The 15,582-nt window shown below is 44.9% G+C and carries 16 protein-coding genes; 13 read left to right on the top strand and 3 right to left on the bottom strand.

Going from position 1 to position 15,582, the window contains the following annotated elements; all coding sequences use genetic code 11:
- The first annotated feature begins 141 nt into the window (after positions 1-141).
- Both R7V76_RS00080 and rnjA read left to right on the top strand, forming a co-directional pair.
- The gene (locus R7V76_RS00080) at positions 142-360 is read left to right on the top strand and encodes a DNA-dependent RNA polymerase subunit epsilon (RefSeq protein WP_012370884.1); all 219 of its coding nucleotides are present in this window, start codon (positions 142-144) and stop codon (positions 358-360) included.
- Positions 357-2,024 (top strand): ribonuclease J1, encoded by a 1,668-nt coding sequence (gene rnjA, locus R7V76_RS00075; RefSeq protein WP_012370883.1) that lies wholly within the window; start codon positions 357-359, stop codon positions 2,022-2,024. Before R7V76_RS00080 ends, rnjA begins: the two co-directional genes overlap by 4 nt.
- Before the next feature lie 53 nt (positions 2,025-2,077).
- Here rnjA and def read toward each other — a convergent pair whose 3' ends face one another.
- The gene (def, locus tag R7V76_RS00070) at positions 2,078-2,617 is read right to left on the bottom strand and encodes a peptide deformylase (RefSeq protein ID WP_012370882.1); all 540 of its coding nucleotides are present in this window, start codon (positions 2,615-2,617) and stop codon (positions 2,078-2,080) included.
- 377 nt (positions 2,618-2,994) lie between these two features.
- Here def and pdhA point away from each other — a divergent pair, with 377 nt between their 5' ends.
- From pdhA to R7V76_RS00045, 5 genes are all read left to right on the top strand, one after another.
- Positions 2,995-4,077, top strand: a complete 1,083-nt coding sequence (gene pdhA / locus R7V76_RS00065; RefSeq protein ID WP_012370881.1) for a pyruvate dehydrogenase (acetyl-transferring) E1 component subunit alpha — start codon at positions 2,995-2,997, stop codon at positions 4,075-4,077.
- A 3-nt stretch (positions 4,078-4,080) separates the two neighbouring features.
- Positions 4,081-5,058 carry an alpha-ketoacid dehydrogenase subunit beta gene (locus R7V76_RS00060; RefSeq protein WP_318090634.1) on the top strand — a complete coding sequence of 326 codons (978 nt, stop codon included), beginning with the start codon at positions 4,081-4,083 and terminating at the stop codon, positions 5,056-5,058.
- 98 nt (positions 5,059-5,156) lie between these two features.
- Entirely contained in the window at positions 5,157-6,455 is a 1,299-nt protein-coding gene (locus tag R7V76_RS00055) for a dihydrolipoamide acetyltransferase family protein (RefSeq protein WP_012370879.1), read from the top strand.
- 3 nt (positions 6,456-6,458) lie between these two features.
- Positions 6,459-7,871: a dihydrolipoyl dehydrogenase gene (gene lpdA / locus R7V76_RS00050; protein WP_318090630.1), complete on the top strand. Its 1,413-nt coding sequence runs from the start codon at positions 6,459-6,461 to the stop codon at positions 7,869-7,871.
- A 100-nt stretch (positions 7,872-7,971) separates the two neighbouring features.
- Positions 7,972-8,280 (top strand): SAV0927 family protein, encoded by a 309-nt coding sequence (locus R7V76_RS00045; protein WP_318090629.1) that lies wholly within the window; start codon positions 7,972-7,974, stop codon positions 8,278-8,280.
- A gap of 122 nt (positions 8,281-8,402) precedes the next feature.
- On the opposite strand, the gene R7V76_RS00040 is transcribed toward R7V76_RS00045, so the two are convergent.
- Positions 8,403-9,890 (bottom strand): aminotransferase class I/II-fold pyridoxal phosphate-dependent enzyme, encoded by a 1,488-nt coding sequence (locus R7V76_RS00040; RefSeq protein ID WP_318090627.1) that lies wholly within the window; start codon positions 9,888-9,890, stop codon positions 8,403-8,405.
- A gap of 132 nt (positions 9,891-10,022) precedes the next feature.
- Between R7V76_RS00040 and R7V76_RS00035 the strand changes: the two genes are divergently transcribed.
- The 3 genes from R7V76_RS00035 (at position 10,023) to R7V76_RS00025 (ending at position 11,635) form a co-directional block, all read left to right on the top strand.
- Positions 10,023-10,295 (top strand): UPF0223 family protein, encoded by a 273-nt coding sequence (locus R7V76_RS00035; RefSeq protein WP_318090625.1) that lies wholly within the window; start codon positions 10,023-10,025, stop codon positions 10,293-10,295.
- A gap of 234 nt (positions 10,296-10,529) precedes the next feature.
- The gene (locus tag R7V76_RS00030; RefSeq protein ID WP_012370874.1) at positions 10,530-10,718 is read left to right on the top strand and encodes a hypothetical protein; all 189 of its coding nucleotides are present in this window, start codon (positions 10,530-10,532) and stop codon (positions 10,716-10,718) included.
- Between the two features lie 137 nt (positions 10,719-10,855).
- The gene (locus R7V76_RS00025; protein WP_318091167.1) at positions 10,856-11,635 is read left to right on the top strand and encodes an inositol monophosphatase family protein; all 780 of its coding nucleotides are present in this window, start codon (positions 10,856-10,858) and stop codon (positions 11,633-11,635) included.
- Between the two features lie 18 nt (positions 11,636-11,653).
- Here the strand turns inward: R7V76_RS00025 and R7V76_RS00020 are convergent, their stop codons facing one another.
- Positions 11,654-11,824: a DUF5325 family protein gene (locus R7V76_RS00020; RefSeq protein ID WP_012370872.1), complete on the bottom strand. Its 171-nt coding sequence runs from the start codon at positions 11,822-11,824 to the stop codon at positions 11,654-11,656.
- Positions 11,825-12,011: 187 nt separating this feature from the next.
- On the opposite strand from R7V76_RS00020, the gene typA reads away from it, so the two are divergent.
- The 3 genes from typA (at position 12,012) to R7V76_RS00005 (ending at position 15,431) form a co-directional block, all read left to right on the top strand.
- Entirely contained in the window at positions 12,012-13,859 is a 1,848-nt protein-coding gene (gene typA, locus R7V76_RS00015; protein WP_318090619.1) for a translational GTPase TypA, read from the top strand.
- Positions 13,860-13,886: 27 nt separating this feature from the next.
- Positions 13,887-14,240: a YlaH-like family protein gene (locus R7V76_RS00010; protein WP_012370870.1), complete on the top strand. Its 354-nt coding sequence runs from the start codon at positions 13,887-13,889 to the stop codon at positions 14,238-14,240.
- 141 nt (positions 14,241-14,381) lie between these two features.
- Positions 14,382-15,431 (top strand): PQQ-dependent sugar dehydrogenase, encoded by a 1,050-nt coding sequence (locus R7V76_RS00005; RefSeq protein WP_318090606.1) that lies wholly within the window; start codon positions 14,382-14,384, stop codon positions 15,429-15,431.
- Positions 15,432-15,582 lie beyond the last annotated feature (151 nt).

The raw sequence follows: 15,582 nt of genomic DNA, 5'->3' as shown, positions 1-15,582 counted from the left end.
TCAGCCGGATACATGTGGAATTATAGCACAGCGTTAACGTTTACGCCGACCTTGGATTAGGAATAGGATGAAAAAATAGTAGGATATCGTGTATACTAATCTAAGGACAAAAAACAATGGACTGATAAGGAGTTGCTAAACATGATTTTTAAAGTATTTTATCAACCGCTTCGTTCAGAAGCCCCGGTACGGGAACGGACAGAAGTGATGTATGTTGAGGGAGAGAACATTCGTGAAGTGCGAACAGCGATTGACCACCTCATCAAAGAAATTAACGTCGAATTCATCCGTGAGTTAAGCGGCGAATTCCTTGAATATGAAAAACTAAGCCCAGACTATAAGGTTGAAACGTTCGCATGAAGTTCGTTAAAAACCATCAAGCAGCCGTCTTCGCACTCGGCGGCTTAGGAGAAATCGGGAAGAACACGTACGTCGTTCAATTTCAGGATGAAATCATCGTCATCGATGCCGGTGTCATGTTCCCTGAAGATGAATTGCTTGGAATCGACTATGTCATTCCGGATTACACATACTTGATCAAAAACAAAGACAAGGTAAAAGGTGTCTTCATCACCCACGGTCACGAAGACCACATCGGGGGATTGCCGTTTTTACTCAAACAAGTCAACTTACCGATTTATGCCGGAAAGATTGCACTTGGTCTCATTAAAGTAAAACTCGAAGAACACGGTTTGTTGCGGACGGCCGAGTTGCATGAGATTGATGAAGATTCAATCATCAAGTTCCGGAAGACGAGTATTTCATTTTTCCGGACGACCCACTCGATTCCAAACTCGTTTGGAGTTGTCGTCAAGACACCACAAGGTAACATCGTTCATACCGGCGACTTTAAGTTCGATTTTACACCTGTCGGAGAACCGGCTGATTTAACAAAAATGGCGGAACTCGGCAAGGAAGGTGTTCTCTGTCTGTTGTCTGACTCGACGAATGCCGAGATTGAAGGCTTCACGATGAGTGAACGTGTCGTCGGAGATACGATTTCAAACATCTTCCGTAAAGCAGAAGGCCGGATCATCTTCGCGACGTTTGCCTCAAACATCTATCGTTTGCAACAAGTCGTCAATGCATCAGTCGAAGCCGGACGCAAAATCGTCGTCTTCGGTCGGAGCATGGATAAAGTTATGATGATTGGTCAGGAGCTTGATTTCATCAAAGCACCAAAAGGCACAATCATTGAACCAAACGAAATGAAACGGTACAAGTCAAATGAACTGACGATTCTTTGTACAGGTTCGCAAGGCGAGCCGATGGCAGCCCTTAGCCGGATCGCCAACGGAACACACCGTCAGATTTCCATCATTCCGGATGATTTGGTTATCTTCTCGTCTTCTCCGATTCCAGGAAACGTTGTTTCCGTCGGGAAAACGATTAACCAACTGTATAAAGCTGGTGCTGATGTCATGTACGGTAAATTGAATGACATCCATACATCAGGCCACGGTAGCCAACAGGAACAATTGTTGATGCTCCGTCTCTTGCAACCGAAATACTTCATGCCGATTCACGGAGAGTACCGCATGTTGAAAAAACACATGTCACTTGCGATGGATGCCGGTGTACCGGAAGAAAACTGTTTCGTCATGGACAACGGTGAAGTTCTCGCACTCGATGCCAATGCAGCCGCCATTACGGGTAAAATCCAAGCGAATGCCGTCTATGTAGATGGAAAAGGAATTGGAGATATTGGTAATATCGTCCTGCGTGACAGACGGATTCTTTCGGAAGAAGGACTGGTCGTCGTCGTCGTAACGCTCGATTCTAAAACGAATCGTCTTGTTTCAGGACCGGACATTATTTCACGCGGATTCGTATACATGCGTGAATCAGGTAACCTGATCAAGGATGCGGAACGTCTGTTGAAGCGTTCACTTGAGCAATCTTTAGCGAACCGAAACACAAAATGGACGGATATCAAACAAGTCATCAATGATACATTGACACCGTACCTGACTGAAAAAACACAACGTCATCCAATGATCATGCCGATCATCATGGAAGTATAAATAAAAAAGACATTTCCGTATTTTGGAAATGTCTTTTTGTTGCTTCGTTCTTATTAGAGAGACGAACCGTACTCCTTGAATGGTTCTTTCGGATCGATTCGATCGTAAAACATGATGCCGTCCAAATGATCGTATTCATGTTGGCAAACGACGGCTTTTAATCCTTTTAATCTTAATTTTACAGGATTTCCGTTATGATCGATGCCAGACAGGGTAATACGCATATAGCGCGGTACATGACCTTCGACTTCCCGGTCAACGGACAAACAACCTTCTCCGCCGGCAAGATACGTTTGTTCAACGGAATGACTGACGATCTTAGGATTATAAATCCCGAACTCGAGAATGTCGTCCCCGTCTTGCAGGCGAATGGCAAACATTCGTTTATTGACTCCGATTTGTGGAGCCGCCAGTCCAATCCCGCTACGTAAATCATATTTTTCTGCTAATTCATCGTCTTGACTGTTGGCGAGATATTCCATCATCAGACGCATCGTTTCCTTATCTTCCTCACTGAGAGGGAAGGTAACGTCGACAGAACGTTCGTGAAGCGAAGGGACATCTTCCCGAACGATCTCATTCATGGTAATCATGAACAGCACCCCTTTCATCTAAAAAAATTATAGCATATCAAAGGAGGAATATTAATAACTAACACAGTTGTGAATTGATGAATAGTACAGAAGTAAAGGCGATCTTTGTATGTGAGGTCGTTCACAAGAACATCCGCTAAAAAAAATAAAACATTTCCTTTGATTTTATAGGCGTTACAGTTTTATACTTGTAACGTAATGAACAAGACATGCTTGCGTGTCTCTTCATGTTAATACAGTTTACTCAACTGGATAGGTACACAGATATATGTTCAAGAAAAGGTCATACGGGACTTCATTTTTTGAACACTATTGGTATGTAGCAAGTCAGTAAGAGGAATATTTCGCTGAACACAGTGAAAGGATGAGGTGAAAAGATGAACTTAAACATGTTTAAAAACGTGGAAGAAAACTTTGAAACATTCCGCATTTTGGATGAGAAAGGTGAAGTCGTCAACAAAGACGCTATGCCGGATCTCTCAGATGAAGAACTTACGGAATTAATGCGTCGTCTCGTTTACACACGTATCTGGGACCAACGTGCAATCTCACTCAACCGTCAAGGACGTCTTGGTTTCTACGCGCCAGTCGCTGGACAAGAAGCGTCAATGATCGGTTCACAATTTGCTTTAGATAAAGATGACTGGATTCTTCCAGGATACCGTGATATCCCGCAAATGGTTTTCCATGGTTTCCCGCTTTATAAAGCATTCTTGTTCTCACGCGGACACATCACAGGCGGTAAGATTCCTGAAGGTGTTAACGTCTTAATGCCGCAAATCATCATCGGTGCACAAATCGTGCAAGCTGCCGGTGTTGCACTCGGTCTTAAGAAAAGTGGAAAAGAACAAGTCGCAATCACGTACACAGGTGATGGCGGATCGTCACAAGGTGACTTCTACGAAGGTATGAACTTTGCCGGAGCATTTAAAGCACCTGCGATCTTCGTTGTCCAAAACAACCGTTTTGCGATTTCTACACCGGTTGAAAAACAATCGATGGCGAAAACAATCGCTCAAAAAGCTGTTGCAGCCGGAATCAACGGAATCCAAGTTGACGGAATGGACGTTCTTGCTGTCTACGCAGCAACAAAACAAGCTCGTGTTGAAGCACTGAACGGTGTTCCGACATTGATCGAAACGCTCACATACCGTTACGGACCGCATACGCTCGCTGGAGATGATCCAACACGTTACCGTACAAAAGATATGGATGATGAGTACCAAGCACAAGATCCACTCGTTCGTTTCCGTGCATTCATGGAAACAAAAGGTCTTTGGAACGAAGACAAAGAGAACGAAGTGATTGAACAAGCGAAAGCGGACGTTAAAGAAGCACTCGCTCAAGCAGATAAAGAACCAAAACAAAAAGTAACAGACTTCATCAACGTGATGGCTGAAAAGTTACCACAAAACCTGCAAGAGCAGCTTGATGAGTATACAGCAAAGGAGTCGAAATAACCCATGGCACAAATGACGATGATCCAAGCGATCACTGACGCAATGCGCGTCGAGATGAAACGCGACGAGCAAGTTCTCTTGTTCGGTGAAGACGTCGGTAAAAACGGTGGGGTATTCCGTGCGACAGAAGGTCTTCAAGACGAATTAGGTGAAGACCGTGTCTTCGATACACCACTTGCCGAATCTGGTATTGGTGGTCTTGCAGTCGGATTCAGCTTAACTGGTTTCCGTCCAATCATGGAAATCCAATTCTTCGGTTTCGTATTCGAAGTATTTGATTCTGTAGCGGCACAACTCGCACGTTTACGTTACCGTTCAGGCGGCACGTACAGTGCACCTGTCACAATCCGTTCACCATTCGGTGGCGGTGTTAAAACACCTGAGCTTCATGCAGATAACTTGGAAGGATTAATGGCTCAGTCACCAGGACTTAAAGTCGTCATCCCTTCAACTCCGTATGATGCAAAAGGTCTTTTGATCGCATCAATCCGCGATAACGATCCAGTTGTGTTCCTTGAGCACATGAAACTGTACCGTTCATTCCGCGGTGAAGTGCCAGAGGGCGACTACACGATCGAACTCGGAAAAGCAGACATCAAACGTGAAGGTACTGACGTGACAATCGTAACGTACGGTGCAATGGTTCACGCGTCACTCAAAGCTGCTGAAGAGCTTGAAAAAGAAAACATCAGCGTTGAAATCATCGACTTGATGACAATCAGCCCGATCGACATCGATACAATCGTTGAATCAGTTAAGAAAACGAACCGTGTTGTTGTTGTTCAAGAAGCTCAAAAACAAGCAGGTGTGGCTGCAATGGTCGCAACTGAAATTCAGGAGCGCGCGATTCTTGACCTCGAAGCACCGATCCTTCGTGTTGCGGCACCTGACACAATCTTCCCGTTTGCACAAGGTGAAGATGCATGGCTTCCGGACCACAAAGATATCGTCGAAAAAGTAAAAACTGTTTACAACTTCTAAGAGTGAACCGGAAAAAAGGAGAGAGGCAATTCTCTCCTTGCTTCCGTTTTAAAGATAACAATCGACCAGAAGAGTGAAATAAAAGGAGGCTAATTCAAATGGGTTTATTTGAATTCAAATTACCGGATATCGGTGAGGGTATTCACGAAGGTGAAATCGTAAAGTGGTTCGTTAAAGCAGGCGACACAGTGAAAGAGGATGACATTCTTCTTGAAGTACAAAACGATAAAGCAGTCGTTGAAATCCCGTCACCAGTTGATGGCACAGTCAAAGAAGTAAAAGTCGACGAAGGCATCGTAGCCGTCGTTGGTGACGTATTGATCACGTTTGATGTGGAAGGCGAAGGTTCAGCTCCTTCTGAAGAAGAAGCACCGGAACAACCTAAAGCAGCAGACAACGCAAAAGATGTCCAAGACACAGACAAAAAAGTCGAAGACAAGCCAAATGAAGTTCAAATCCATAAATCAGAACGCGTTATCGCAATGCCTTCAGTGCGTAAATATGCACGTGAAAAAGGCGTCGATATCCGTGAAGTTCAAGGTTCTGGTGACAACGGTCGCGTTGTCAAAGAAGACATCGATGCATTTGCAAACGGTGGACAATCTTCAACTGCACCAGCAGCAGAAGAAAAAGCACCGGCAGCACAAGCTTCAGCATCTAAATCTGAAGTGAAACCGTATGTTGCAGCTCAACCTGAGCTCGAAACACGCGAGAAGATCAAAGGAATCCGTAAAGCGATTTCGAAAGCAATGGTCAACTCGAAACATACAGCACCACACGTTACATTGATGGACGAAGTCGATGTTACGAATCTTGTTGCACTCCGTAAAAACTTCAAAGAAGTTGCGGCAGCACAAGGTACGAAATTGACGTATCTTCCATTCGTTGTAAAAGCATTGACTGCTGCAGCTAAAAAATACCCTGCAATCAACGCGTCAATCGACGATGTGAACGAAGAAGTCGTTTACAAAAACTACTTCAACATCGGTATCGCAGCAGACACAGACAACGGTCTTGTTGTTCCTGTCGTCAAAGATGCAGACCGTAAATCAATCTTCGGATTAGCAGATAACATTAACGACCTTGCTGGTAAAGCACGTGACGGTAAACTTTCTGGGGACGAAATGAAAGGCGGATCGATCACAATCACAAACATCGGTTCTGCTGGTGGACAATGGTTCACACCTGTCATCAACCACCCAGAAGTTGCAATCCTCGGTATTGGCCGTATCGCTGAAAAAGCGGTCGTCAAAAACGGTGAAATCGTTGCAGCACCAGTACTTGCTTTGTCATTCAGCTTCGACCACCGTCTCATCGATGGTGCTACAGCACAAAACGCGCTTAACTTGGTTAAACGTCTGTTAAACGACCCACAACTTCTCATTATGGAGGGATAAGCAATGGTAGTAGGTGAATTCGCACAAGAAACAGATTTACTCGTAATCGGGGCTGGCCCTGGTGGTTACGTCGCTGCAATCCGCGGTGCGCAACTCGGACTTAAAGTAACAGTCGTCGAACGTGAAAACGTCGGTGGTGTTTGTTTGAACGTCGGATGTATCCCGTCAAAAGCCTTGATCACAGCTGGACACAACTTCCAACATGCAAAAGGTTCTGATTCAATGGGAATCACATCTGAGAACGTCGCTGTCGACTTCTCAAAAGTTCAATCTTGGAAACAATCAGTCGTCAACAAATTGACTGGTGGTGTTGGTGGCCTTCTTAAAGGTAACAACGTTGAAACAGTCGTTGGGGAAGCTTACTTCCAATCTGAAGATACAGTTCGTATCATCAATGAAGATTCTTCTACACCTTACAAATTCAAAAAATGTATCATCGCAACAGGTTCGACTCCAATCGAACTTCCAGCTTTCAAATGGTCAAAACGTGTCCTTTCTTCAACAGGCGCTTTGAACCTTCCTGAACTTCCGAAAAAACTCATCGTCATCGGCGGCGGGTACATCGGAATGGAGCTCGGAACAGCGTATGCTAACTTTGACACTGAAGTTGTCATCTTAGAAGGTACAAAAGATATCCTTTCTGGATTCGAGCCTGCAATGACGCAAGTCGTTAAGAAAAAGCTCAAACAAAAAGGAAACATCACGATTCACAACGAAGCACTTGCACAAAGTGTCGAAGAGACAGAAGAAGGCGTAAAAGTTACGTTTGAAGTCAAAGGTGAAACACAAACTGTCGAAGCGGACTACGTCCTCGTCACAGTTGGTCGTCGCCCGAACACATCTGATCTCGGTCTTGAAATGGCAGAAGTTAAAGTCAGCGAACGTGGACTCGTCGAAATCGACGATCAGTGCCGTACGTCGAACGAAAACATCTATGCTATCGGGGACATCGTTCCTGGACCGCCACTTGCACACAAAGCTTCATTCGAAGCAAAAATTGCTGCTGAAGCAGCTGCTGGACATCCGGCATACCTCGACTACAGCGCGATTCCTGCGATTGTCTTCACAGACCCAGAACTCGCAACAGTCGGTTATACGGAAGCACAAGCAAAAGAAGAAGGACTCGACTATGTTGCGTCTAAATTCCCTTACGCTGCAAACGGACGTGCTCTTGCACTCAACGAGCCAGACGGCTTCTTGAAAATGATCACACGTAAAGCAGACGGTCTCTTGATTGGTGCTCAAATCGCTGGTACAGGCGCATCTGACATGATCGCAGAGATGGGACTCGCAATCGAGTCTGGTATGACAGCTGAAGATATCGCACTCACAATCCACGCGCACCCTTCACTCGGTGAAATCGCAATGGAAACTGCTGAAGTTGCAATCGGTAGCCCAATCCACATCATGAAATAAACCAAAAAACCTTAAGCGGGGAGCCGACCGCTTAAGGTTTTTTTGTCGTTTAATCTGTATTTAAAACAGGAAAAGGATAAAAAAGAAAGGGTGAGACAAGATGGAATCTCAACTGTCACCACTTGAAGAACTGTATCATGTCTCAGAAACGGATAAAGTCAGGTTTATCGGGATGACAACGGAACAAGCGCGGTACGATTTTGGTGTCGTCTTTACCAAACAGTTTTTCGGGAAGGTGTTAGTTGTCAGTCTCACGAGCGGACGGGCCGCTTTACTCGATCATACAGATGTTCTCGAGGCGGATGCCATGACGCGTCTGCTCGGGATTGAATCGGTGGATGCCGAGACGGTCGGAGAATTTTTGGCGACGCTGTTACCGGATGTACCGAGTTATGAGCAGGCAGATTAAAAGAGGCTGCTTCTAAAAGAATAATTCCTGTTTAAACAAGACAAGGGGGCAGATTTGGAATCTGCCCCCTTGTCTATTGGAGAAGCGGACTTTAAGAGTCAGCCGCTTACTATGAACGAAACTTAACGAATTGCATTCGATTGTTGAATGACTTTAATGGTCTCAAGTGTATGATCTTCGAGTCCTTGGACAGGAAGACCGGCTTCGATATTTTCTTTGATGTACGCCAAATTGTCTGTCGTAATCATTTCACCCGGAATGAAAATCGGAATGCCGGGTGGATAAACCATCATGAACTCTGCCGAAATCCGGCCGACAGCGTCTGCAAGTGGAATGGTTTCCGTTTCTTCATAAAAGGCATCACGCGGACTGAGAGCGAGTGCCGGAATGTCGGGTAAGACGATTGAGTGAGAAGATGTTTTAGCCCCTGTATCCCGATGACGTTCTACGAGATCAGCCATTCCTGTAAGCAAGGCATCAATCGTCTCTTCCGAATCACCGGAAGTGATGATCAGCAAGATGTTGTTTAAGTCGGACAGTTCCACTTCGATGCGATGTTCGTCCCGTAAAAATTCTTCGACAAGATGACCGGAGATGCCGAGTCCTTTGACAGAAATCAGAACTTTTGTCGGATCAAAGGCAAATGTCGCACTGGAATGAAGATCCGATTCACCAAATACTGCGAGATAAGGAAGTTTTGCCAGTCCCATCCGCATCCGTGTCGCCAGTTCGAGCGCGCGACGGTTCATCGCTTCTCCGTTGATCGCGAGATGCCGGCGGGCGCAGTCGAGTGATGCCAGTAAAAGATACGACGTAGAAGTCGTCGTCAACATCGACAGGACAGCTTGTACTTTATCCGGCGAGACGAGACCGCGACGGACATTCAGGACGGAACTGCCGGTAAGTGATCCTCCTAATTTATGAACACTTGTCGCAGCAAGGTCTGCACCAGCCTGCATCGCAGAAAGCGGCATATCATCGTGGAATGCGATGTGAACGCCGTGCGCTTCGTCGACGAGGACGGGGATGCCTTTGCTATGAGCAAGGGTAACGATGCTCTCTAAGTCACCTGCAACGCCGAAGTACGTCGGATTGATGACGAGGACCGCTTTAGTATCCGGATGAAGACTGAGTGCACGCTCGACGGCGCTTGGTGTGATACCATGAGCGATACCGAACATTTCATCAAACTCCGGGTGAATGAAAATCGGGTGCGCTCCAGAAAGAACGATAGCCGACATAACCGATTTATGAACGTTCCGAGGAACTAGAATTTTATCATCCGGACCGACGACACTCATGATCATCGCCATGATGGCGGTCGAGGTTCCTTGAACGGAGAAAAATGTTTCGTCTGCATGAAAGGCTTGGGCTGCTAGTTGATGAGCATCTTTGATGATTCCCTTTGGATGATGTAAATCATCGAGTGGCGCGATATTGATTAAATCGATATCAAGCGCGTTTTGACCGATGAATGATCGAAAAGCAGGATCCATCCCTTGGCCATTTTTATGACCGGGAATATGAAATTGAATTGGTTGACGTTTCGCATGCGCAAGCAGCGCATCGAATAAAGGTGTATCGAGCTGTGTTAAGCTTTTTGTTTGCACCAGATTTCCCCCCTTAAAACCGAATAAAAAAACAATCAAACAAGCTAACTATAACAAGTTTTCATAAGGTTGCAACTGTTTTATGTTCGATTTCGTTGTAAAATAGGAAGCGTCAAGAAAGGAAGTGTCACAATGGCGGTCAATTATCCTATTAATCCGGACTGGTCGACGGACGAAATCGTAACAGTCATCCAATTTTTTAATATGGTCGAAGAGGCTTATGAAAAAGGAATCGATCGAACGGTCTTTTTAAATGCCTACCAGTCTTTTAAAACCATCGTCAATTCAAAGTCGGAAGAAAAACAGCTTGATCAGTTTTATTTTGAAGAGACTGGATGTTCGAGCTACCGTGCAGTTCAGCAAGCAAGAAAACAAACTGATGCTTTGTTGCGTTTGAAAAAGTAACGAAATCCGTATCGGCAAACAACCTCTTTTCTGACCATTCAGAAGAGAGGTTGTTTGTTTAGAAAAAACAAAAACTGGTTATATACTACATACAAGACGATATCGTACAACTGCAAAATTTAAAAATAGATACTTTACATCTAAGTTAAATCGTACTATTATGGATTCAATCCACTAATTAGTCGCAATTGTCTGATAACTAAGTTTTTTATCCCGCGAAGGAGTGTGGTTACTGTGAAACAAGTGATTGAAGCATACAAAAGAAAAGATGCAGAAAAACGCATTCCTGTATTGCGCCTTGAAATCGATTATGAACTTGCGACATTACATGATGCAATTGTAGCAAGTGATACGGAAGCGATGGGTGCCAGTAAGGAACGTCTTGAAAAATACCGCCAAGAGATGGTTCGTCTTGAAGCGTAATCAAGATGATTTTCTTAAAATAGAATAAACGATAATAAAATAATCCCAAAATCAACCAGCGAAATTTTTGTTGGTTGATTTTTTTTGTTATCATGAGAAAGTAGGACGGTCTAAAGGAGACGGAAAGGGTGAGTCGGATGCAAGGGATTGAGTTACATGCGATCGATCTAATCAAGCGGGCGGGAAAGTATATCCGTCAAAAGATGGATCAAGCGTATCATATAGAAGAAAAAACAAATAAAAGTGATCTTGTCACAGAAATTGATCAGCACGTGGAGGATTTACTGATTCGAGGAATTTTGAATCGGTATCCTGATCATCATGTGTACGGAGAAGAAGGACGAATCGTTCGTCCGGATACGTTGGAAGGCACGGTCTGGTTCGTTGATCCGATTGACGGGACGATGAACTTCATTCGTCAAAAACGATTATTTGCCATCTCGATTGCCATTATGGTAGAAGGAGAGTTACGTTACGGATTCGTCTATGACGTGATGGCAGATGAACTGTTTCATGCCATTAAAGGGCAGGGGGCTTACGAAAACGGAATCCGGCTTGCGCCAATCAAAGAGAGACCGGTCAAGGAAGCGATTATTTGCATGAACGCGACATGGGTGACGGCAAATCGGCGAATCGATTCCAATCTGCTCGCGCCTCTTGTCCGTGATGCGGTCGGTGTTCGGGCAGTCGGTGCGGCTTCACTCGAACTTGCCTGGGTTGCGGCAGGACGGGTCGACGGGTATATTACGATGCGAAACATGCCATGGGATTATACAGGGGGACAAGTCCTGATTGAAGAGCTCGGCGGACGGGTCGGGACGATCGAAGGAGCGGACATGACGTATCTCGAACAAACGAGTGTATTGGCAGGAAGTCGGCAATTCGTTGAGGATGTCTTAACGTACGTGCAAAAATAAAACGCCCCTAGAGGGCGTTTAAGCTTGTTTACGTAAACGAGCTTTCAAGACGAAGCCTACTCCCATTGTTCCGATAGTCAAAAGAAGTGAGACGACAATCATAAGTACGTTTTGCTCCGCAATAAAAATACCGATGGCAGCCATTGAACCGACTGCGATAATGGCTAACAATAAAAAAAGAATCCGCATTTGTCATTTCCCCCTCACGATACATGAACTCGTCTTTAGTTTAGCGTGAATCAGGGACAATGAAAAGGCTTTCGCTGTCATCTTCAATCGAAGTGATTGCCAACTACTAGTCAACCTGTGCTATACTCTTAAAGTTGACCGAAAGTATTAATGGATTATTTAAATGAACAGAAAGAGGTACACACCTATGACAACATTAGTAAGAAACGATTTACGCAACGTCGCGATCATCGCCCACGTTGACCATGGTAAAACGACACTCGTCGATGAGCTTTTAAAACAATCTGGAACATTCCGTGCGAATGAACTAGTCGAAGAACGCGCAATGGACTCAAATGATATCGAGCGTGAGCGCGGAATCACGATCCTTGCTAAAAATACGGCAATTGATTACAAAAATACACGCATCAACATCGTTGATACACCAGGTCACGCCGATTTCGGTGGTGAAGTAGAACGTATCATGCGTATGGTTGACGGCGTTATCCTCGTTGTCGATGCACGTGAAGGCTGTATGCCACAAACACGTTTCGTATTGAAAAAAGCACTTGAACAAGGTCTTCAACCAATCGTCGTCGTCAATAAAATTGATAAGCCGATGGTCCGTCCACTCGAAGTTGTTGACGAAGTCGTCGACCTCTTAATCGATCTTGGAGCAGATGAAGACCAACTCGAATTCCCAGTCGTTTATGCATCGGCAGTCAACGGCTCAAGTTCATTTGACCCTGAACTTGAAAATCAAGAAGATACAATTACAAACGTTCTTGATTTGATTCTTGAACACACACCGGCTCCTGTTGACAACAGCATGGACCCGTTACAATTCCAAGTTACAATGCTCGACTACGATAACTATCTTGGACGTATCGGAGTAGGACGCGTTTTCCGTGGAGAAATCAAAGTTGGAGACAGCGTTTCGCTTTCTAAACTTGATGGATCAATCAAAAACTTCCGTGTTACAAAATTATTCGGATACTTTGGTTTGAAACGTGTTGAAATCGAAGCTGCAAAAGCTGGAGATTTGATCGCAATCGCAGGTATGGAAGATATCAACGTCGGTGAAACGGTTTGCCCGACTTCACACGTCGATCCACTCCCATTACTTCGTATTGATGAGCCGACTCTTCAAATGACGTTCATCGTTAACAACTCGCCATTCGCTGGTCGTGAAGGTGACCTCGTCACTTCGCGTAAAATCGAAGAGCGTCTTGAAAAAGAACTTGAAACAGACGTTTCGCTCCGTATCGAAAACACAGATTCGCCGGACCGCTGGATCGTATCTGGCCGTGGTGAGCTTCACCTCGGGATTTTGATTGAAAACATGCGTCGTGAAGGATACGAAATTCAAGTATCTAAACCGCAGGTAATCATCAAAGTTGAAGATGGCGTTAAAGTTGAGCCGTTTGAGCGCGTTGTCATTGATACACCTGAAGAGTACACAGGTGGTGTCATGGAATCGATCGGTCTCCGTAAAGGTGAACTGACGAACATGCAGACAATGGATAACGGACAAACAAAAATGGAATTCATCGTTCCTTCACGTGGATTGATTGGATACCGGAATGAATTCTTATCTGCAACACGCGGATACGGAATCATGAACCACACATTCGAAGAATACCGTCCGTTTATCAACGCGGATATCGGTGGACGCCGCAGTGGTGTTATGGTCTCAATCGAGGCTGGTAAAGCGACTGCTTATGCGATTTCTGCACTTGAAGACCGAGGAACGATCTTCATCGAGCCAGGCCTTGAAGTGTATGAAGGAATGATCATCGGTGAATGTAACCGTGACGTCGACCTCGCTGTTAACGTTGTTAAAGCGAAACAATTGACGAACATGCGTGCATCTGCGAAAGATACAACAAACGTTCTTAAACGTCCACGTGTCTTCTCACTTGAAGAATCATTAACATTCTTGAATGAAGATGAGTACTGTGAGATCACACCGCAATCAGTTCGTCTTCGTAAACAAGTATTAAACAAAAACGAACGTGAAAAACAAGACAAGCGCCGTCGTCTTGGTAAAGACTGAGCTCTTAACACGTAAGGGGGACTGGCAATGACTGCACAACCTGCCGTTGCTTCTGATTTCTCGAAATTTGATATTCCTGCCGTTGCGAAATTGCTTGGTGTGGGAAGTGATCCGAATAACTTGAGTGCCGGATTTAATGCACTGATGATTACGGTCGTCATCTTGACGTTAATCGTTTTTAAATTAGGTTTTGCAAAAGAGTTAGCCTGGTGGAAATCACTGATTGTCTATTTGTTACTCGCGGTATTTTCTGCTGCTTTAACACTCGTCTTTTGGACATGGCCGATTCCTGAAGTCTTACTTGCGATGGTCGTCATTCTCGGAATTTACCGATTCCGGATGTGGATGGTCAAACGTGAGCGAGAACGAACTGCTTCTTAATCGTAAATCAATAAAAAAAGTCCCGTTTCCTTTTGGAAGCGGGACTTTTTTTTGTGTGAAATCAAGTGAAACGTGTTCCATGTTCGATTCGAGGAATAGTTTACGGCAGGTTCGGGAAAAAAACAGCAAGAGGTGATCGAGATGATAAACCGAAGCTTAGGCATTTCGTGTGGTCTTGCGATTCTATTAGCCGGATGTTCGGAAACGACGACTAAAGATTCATCAAAAACGATTCCGAAAACATCGGAAACGGTCAAAAGTGATATCATTTTCAAAAATTTAAGGACACCATGGAATATTGAAAAAAACCAACAAACCTTTTATATTACCGAACGGGAAGGCACAATCGTCAAAGGAACGGAAGGGAAGTATAGCCGGATGGATCTCAAACTGACCGAACCGGTCGTTGCGGAAGGGGAAGGCGGACTGCTTGGGATGGCGCTTGATCCGGATTTTTCAAAGAATCGAACAGCATATGTCTATCATACGTATGAGAAGGATGGCGCGCTCTGGAACCGCATCATTGCGATTAAGGAAGAAAAGGAATCCTGGAAAGAACAACGCGTACTGCTCGACACGATTCCCGGTGCCTCGATTCATAATGGCGGTCGAATCGAAATCGGACCGGATGGATTGTTGTATGTCACGGTCGGAGACGCAGCAGTACCTGAAAATGCTCAAAAGCTCTCTTCGTTATCGGGAAAAATTCTGCGGATGAATCTCAACGGTAGCCTGGCGAAGGGGAATTTAAAAGAATACGTCTATAGTTACGGTCACCGAAATCCACAAGGGTTGGTGTTTGTCGACCAAACCCTGTATGCAACGGAACACGGACAGAACGGACACGATGAAATCAACCGGATCGAACAAAAAAATTACGGATGGCCGTTGATTGAAGGGACGGAAAAGCAAAAAGGGCTCGTCACACCTTGGTATGAAGTGGGCGAAAAATCAGTTGCGCCGAGCGGAGTAGCCGAACAAAACGGGAAACTGTATTTCGGGACGCTGGTCGGTCAAAGTCTCCGGTCGATTGAGACGGAATCGTCAAAAGTGGAACAACTCGTGACGGATCGCGGGCGCATTCGGGACGTGATGACGGACGGGGAAGAACTTTATTATGTGACGAACAATACAGATGGACGAGGAAATCCGTCCGATGAAGACGACGTACTGGTTCGTCTTAAACCATAAAAAAACTACTTTGATATTCCAAAGTAGTTTTGGGCTAACCTAAAATTTTGAGACAATATAAAACACCTTCGGAGTGGTACACTTTTAAAAAGTACTAGCATCGGAGGTGTTTTTGCATGGGCAAAAACGTATATTCAAGCGAAGTGAAATG

The sequence above is a fragment of the Exiguobacterium artemiae genome (assembly GCF_033342815.1).
GTDB lineage: Bacteria > Bacillota > Bacilli > Exiguobacteriales > Exiguobacteriaceae > Exiguobacterium_A > Exiguobacterium_A artemiae_A.
The sequence above is the reverse complement of the archived record's forward strand: the minus strand, read 5'-3'. Positions and strand labels throughout refer to the sequence as shown.

Excerpts from the sequence above, each read along its gene's own strand:
- R7V76_RS00010 (WP_012370870.1), top strand. The coding sequence starts at position 13,887 with ATGACTGCACAACCTGCCGTTGCTTCTGATTTCTCGAAATTTGATATT.
- R7V76_RS00035 (WP_318090625.1), top strand. The coding sequence starts at position 10,023 with ATGGCGGTCAATTATCCTATTAATCCGGACTGGTCGACGGACGAAATC.
- typA (WP_318090619.1), top strand. The coding sequence starts at position 12,012 with ATGACAACATTAGTAAGAAACGATTTACGCAACGTCGCGATCATCGCC.
- pdhA (WP_012370881.1), top strand. The coding sequence starts at position 2,995 with ATGAACTTAAACATGTTTAAAAACGTGGAAGAAAACTTTGAAACATTC.
- R7V76_RS00080 (WP_012370884.1), top strand. The coding sequence starts at position 142 with ATGATTTTTAAAGTATTTTATCAACCGCTTCGTTCAGAAGCCCCGGTA.
- R7V76_RS00005 (WP_318090606.1), top strand. The coding sequence starts at position 14,382 with ATGATAAACCGAAGCTTAGGCATTTCGTGTGGTCTTGCGATTCTATTA.
- R7V76_RS00020 (WP_012370872.1), bottom strand. The coding sequence starts at position 11,824 with ATGCGGATTCTTTTTTTATTGTTAGCCATTATCGCAGTCGGTTCAATG.
- R7V76_RS00045 (WP_318090629.1), top strand. The coding sequence starts at position 7,972 with ATGGAATCTCAACTGTCACCACTTGAAGAACTGTATCATGTCTCAGAA.
- lpdA (WP_318090630.1), top strand. The coding sequence starts at position 6,459 with ATGGTAGTAGGTGAATTCGCACAAGAAACAGATTTACTCGTAATCGGG.
- R7V76_RS00025 (WP_318091167.1), top strand. The coding sequence starts at position 10,856 with ATGCAAGGGATTGAGTTACATGCGATCGATCTAATCAAGCGGGCGGGA.
- R7V76_RS00055 (WP_012370879.1), top strand. The coding sequence starts at position 5,157 with ATGGGTTTATTTGAATTCAAATTACCGGATATCGGTGAGGGTATTCAC.
- rnjA (WP_012370883.1), top strand. The coding sequence starts at position 357 with ATGAAGTTCGTTAAAAACCATCAAGCAGCCGTCTTCGCACTCGGCGGC.
- R7V76_RS00060 (WP_318090634.1), top strand. The coding sequence starts at position 4,081 with ATGGCACAAATGACGATGATCCAAGCGATCACTGACGCAATGCGCGTC.
- def (WP_012370882.1), bottom strand. The coding sequence starts at position 2,617 with ATGATTACCATGAATGAGATCGTTCGGGAAGATGTCCCTTCGCTTCAC.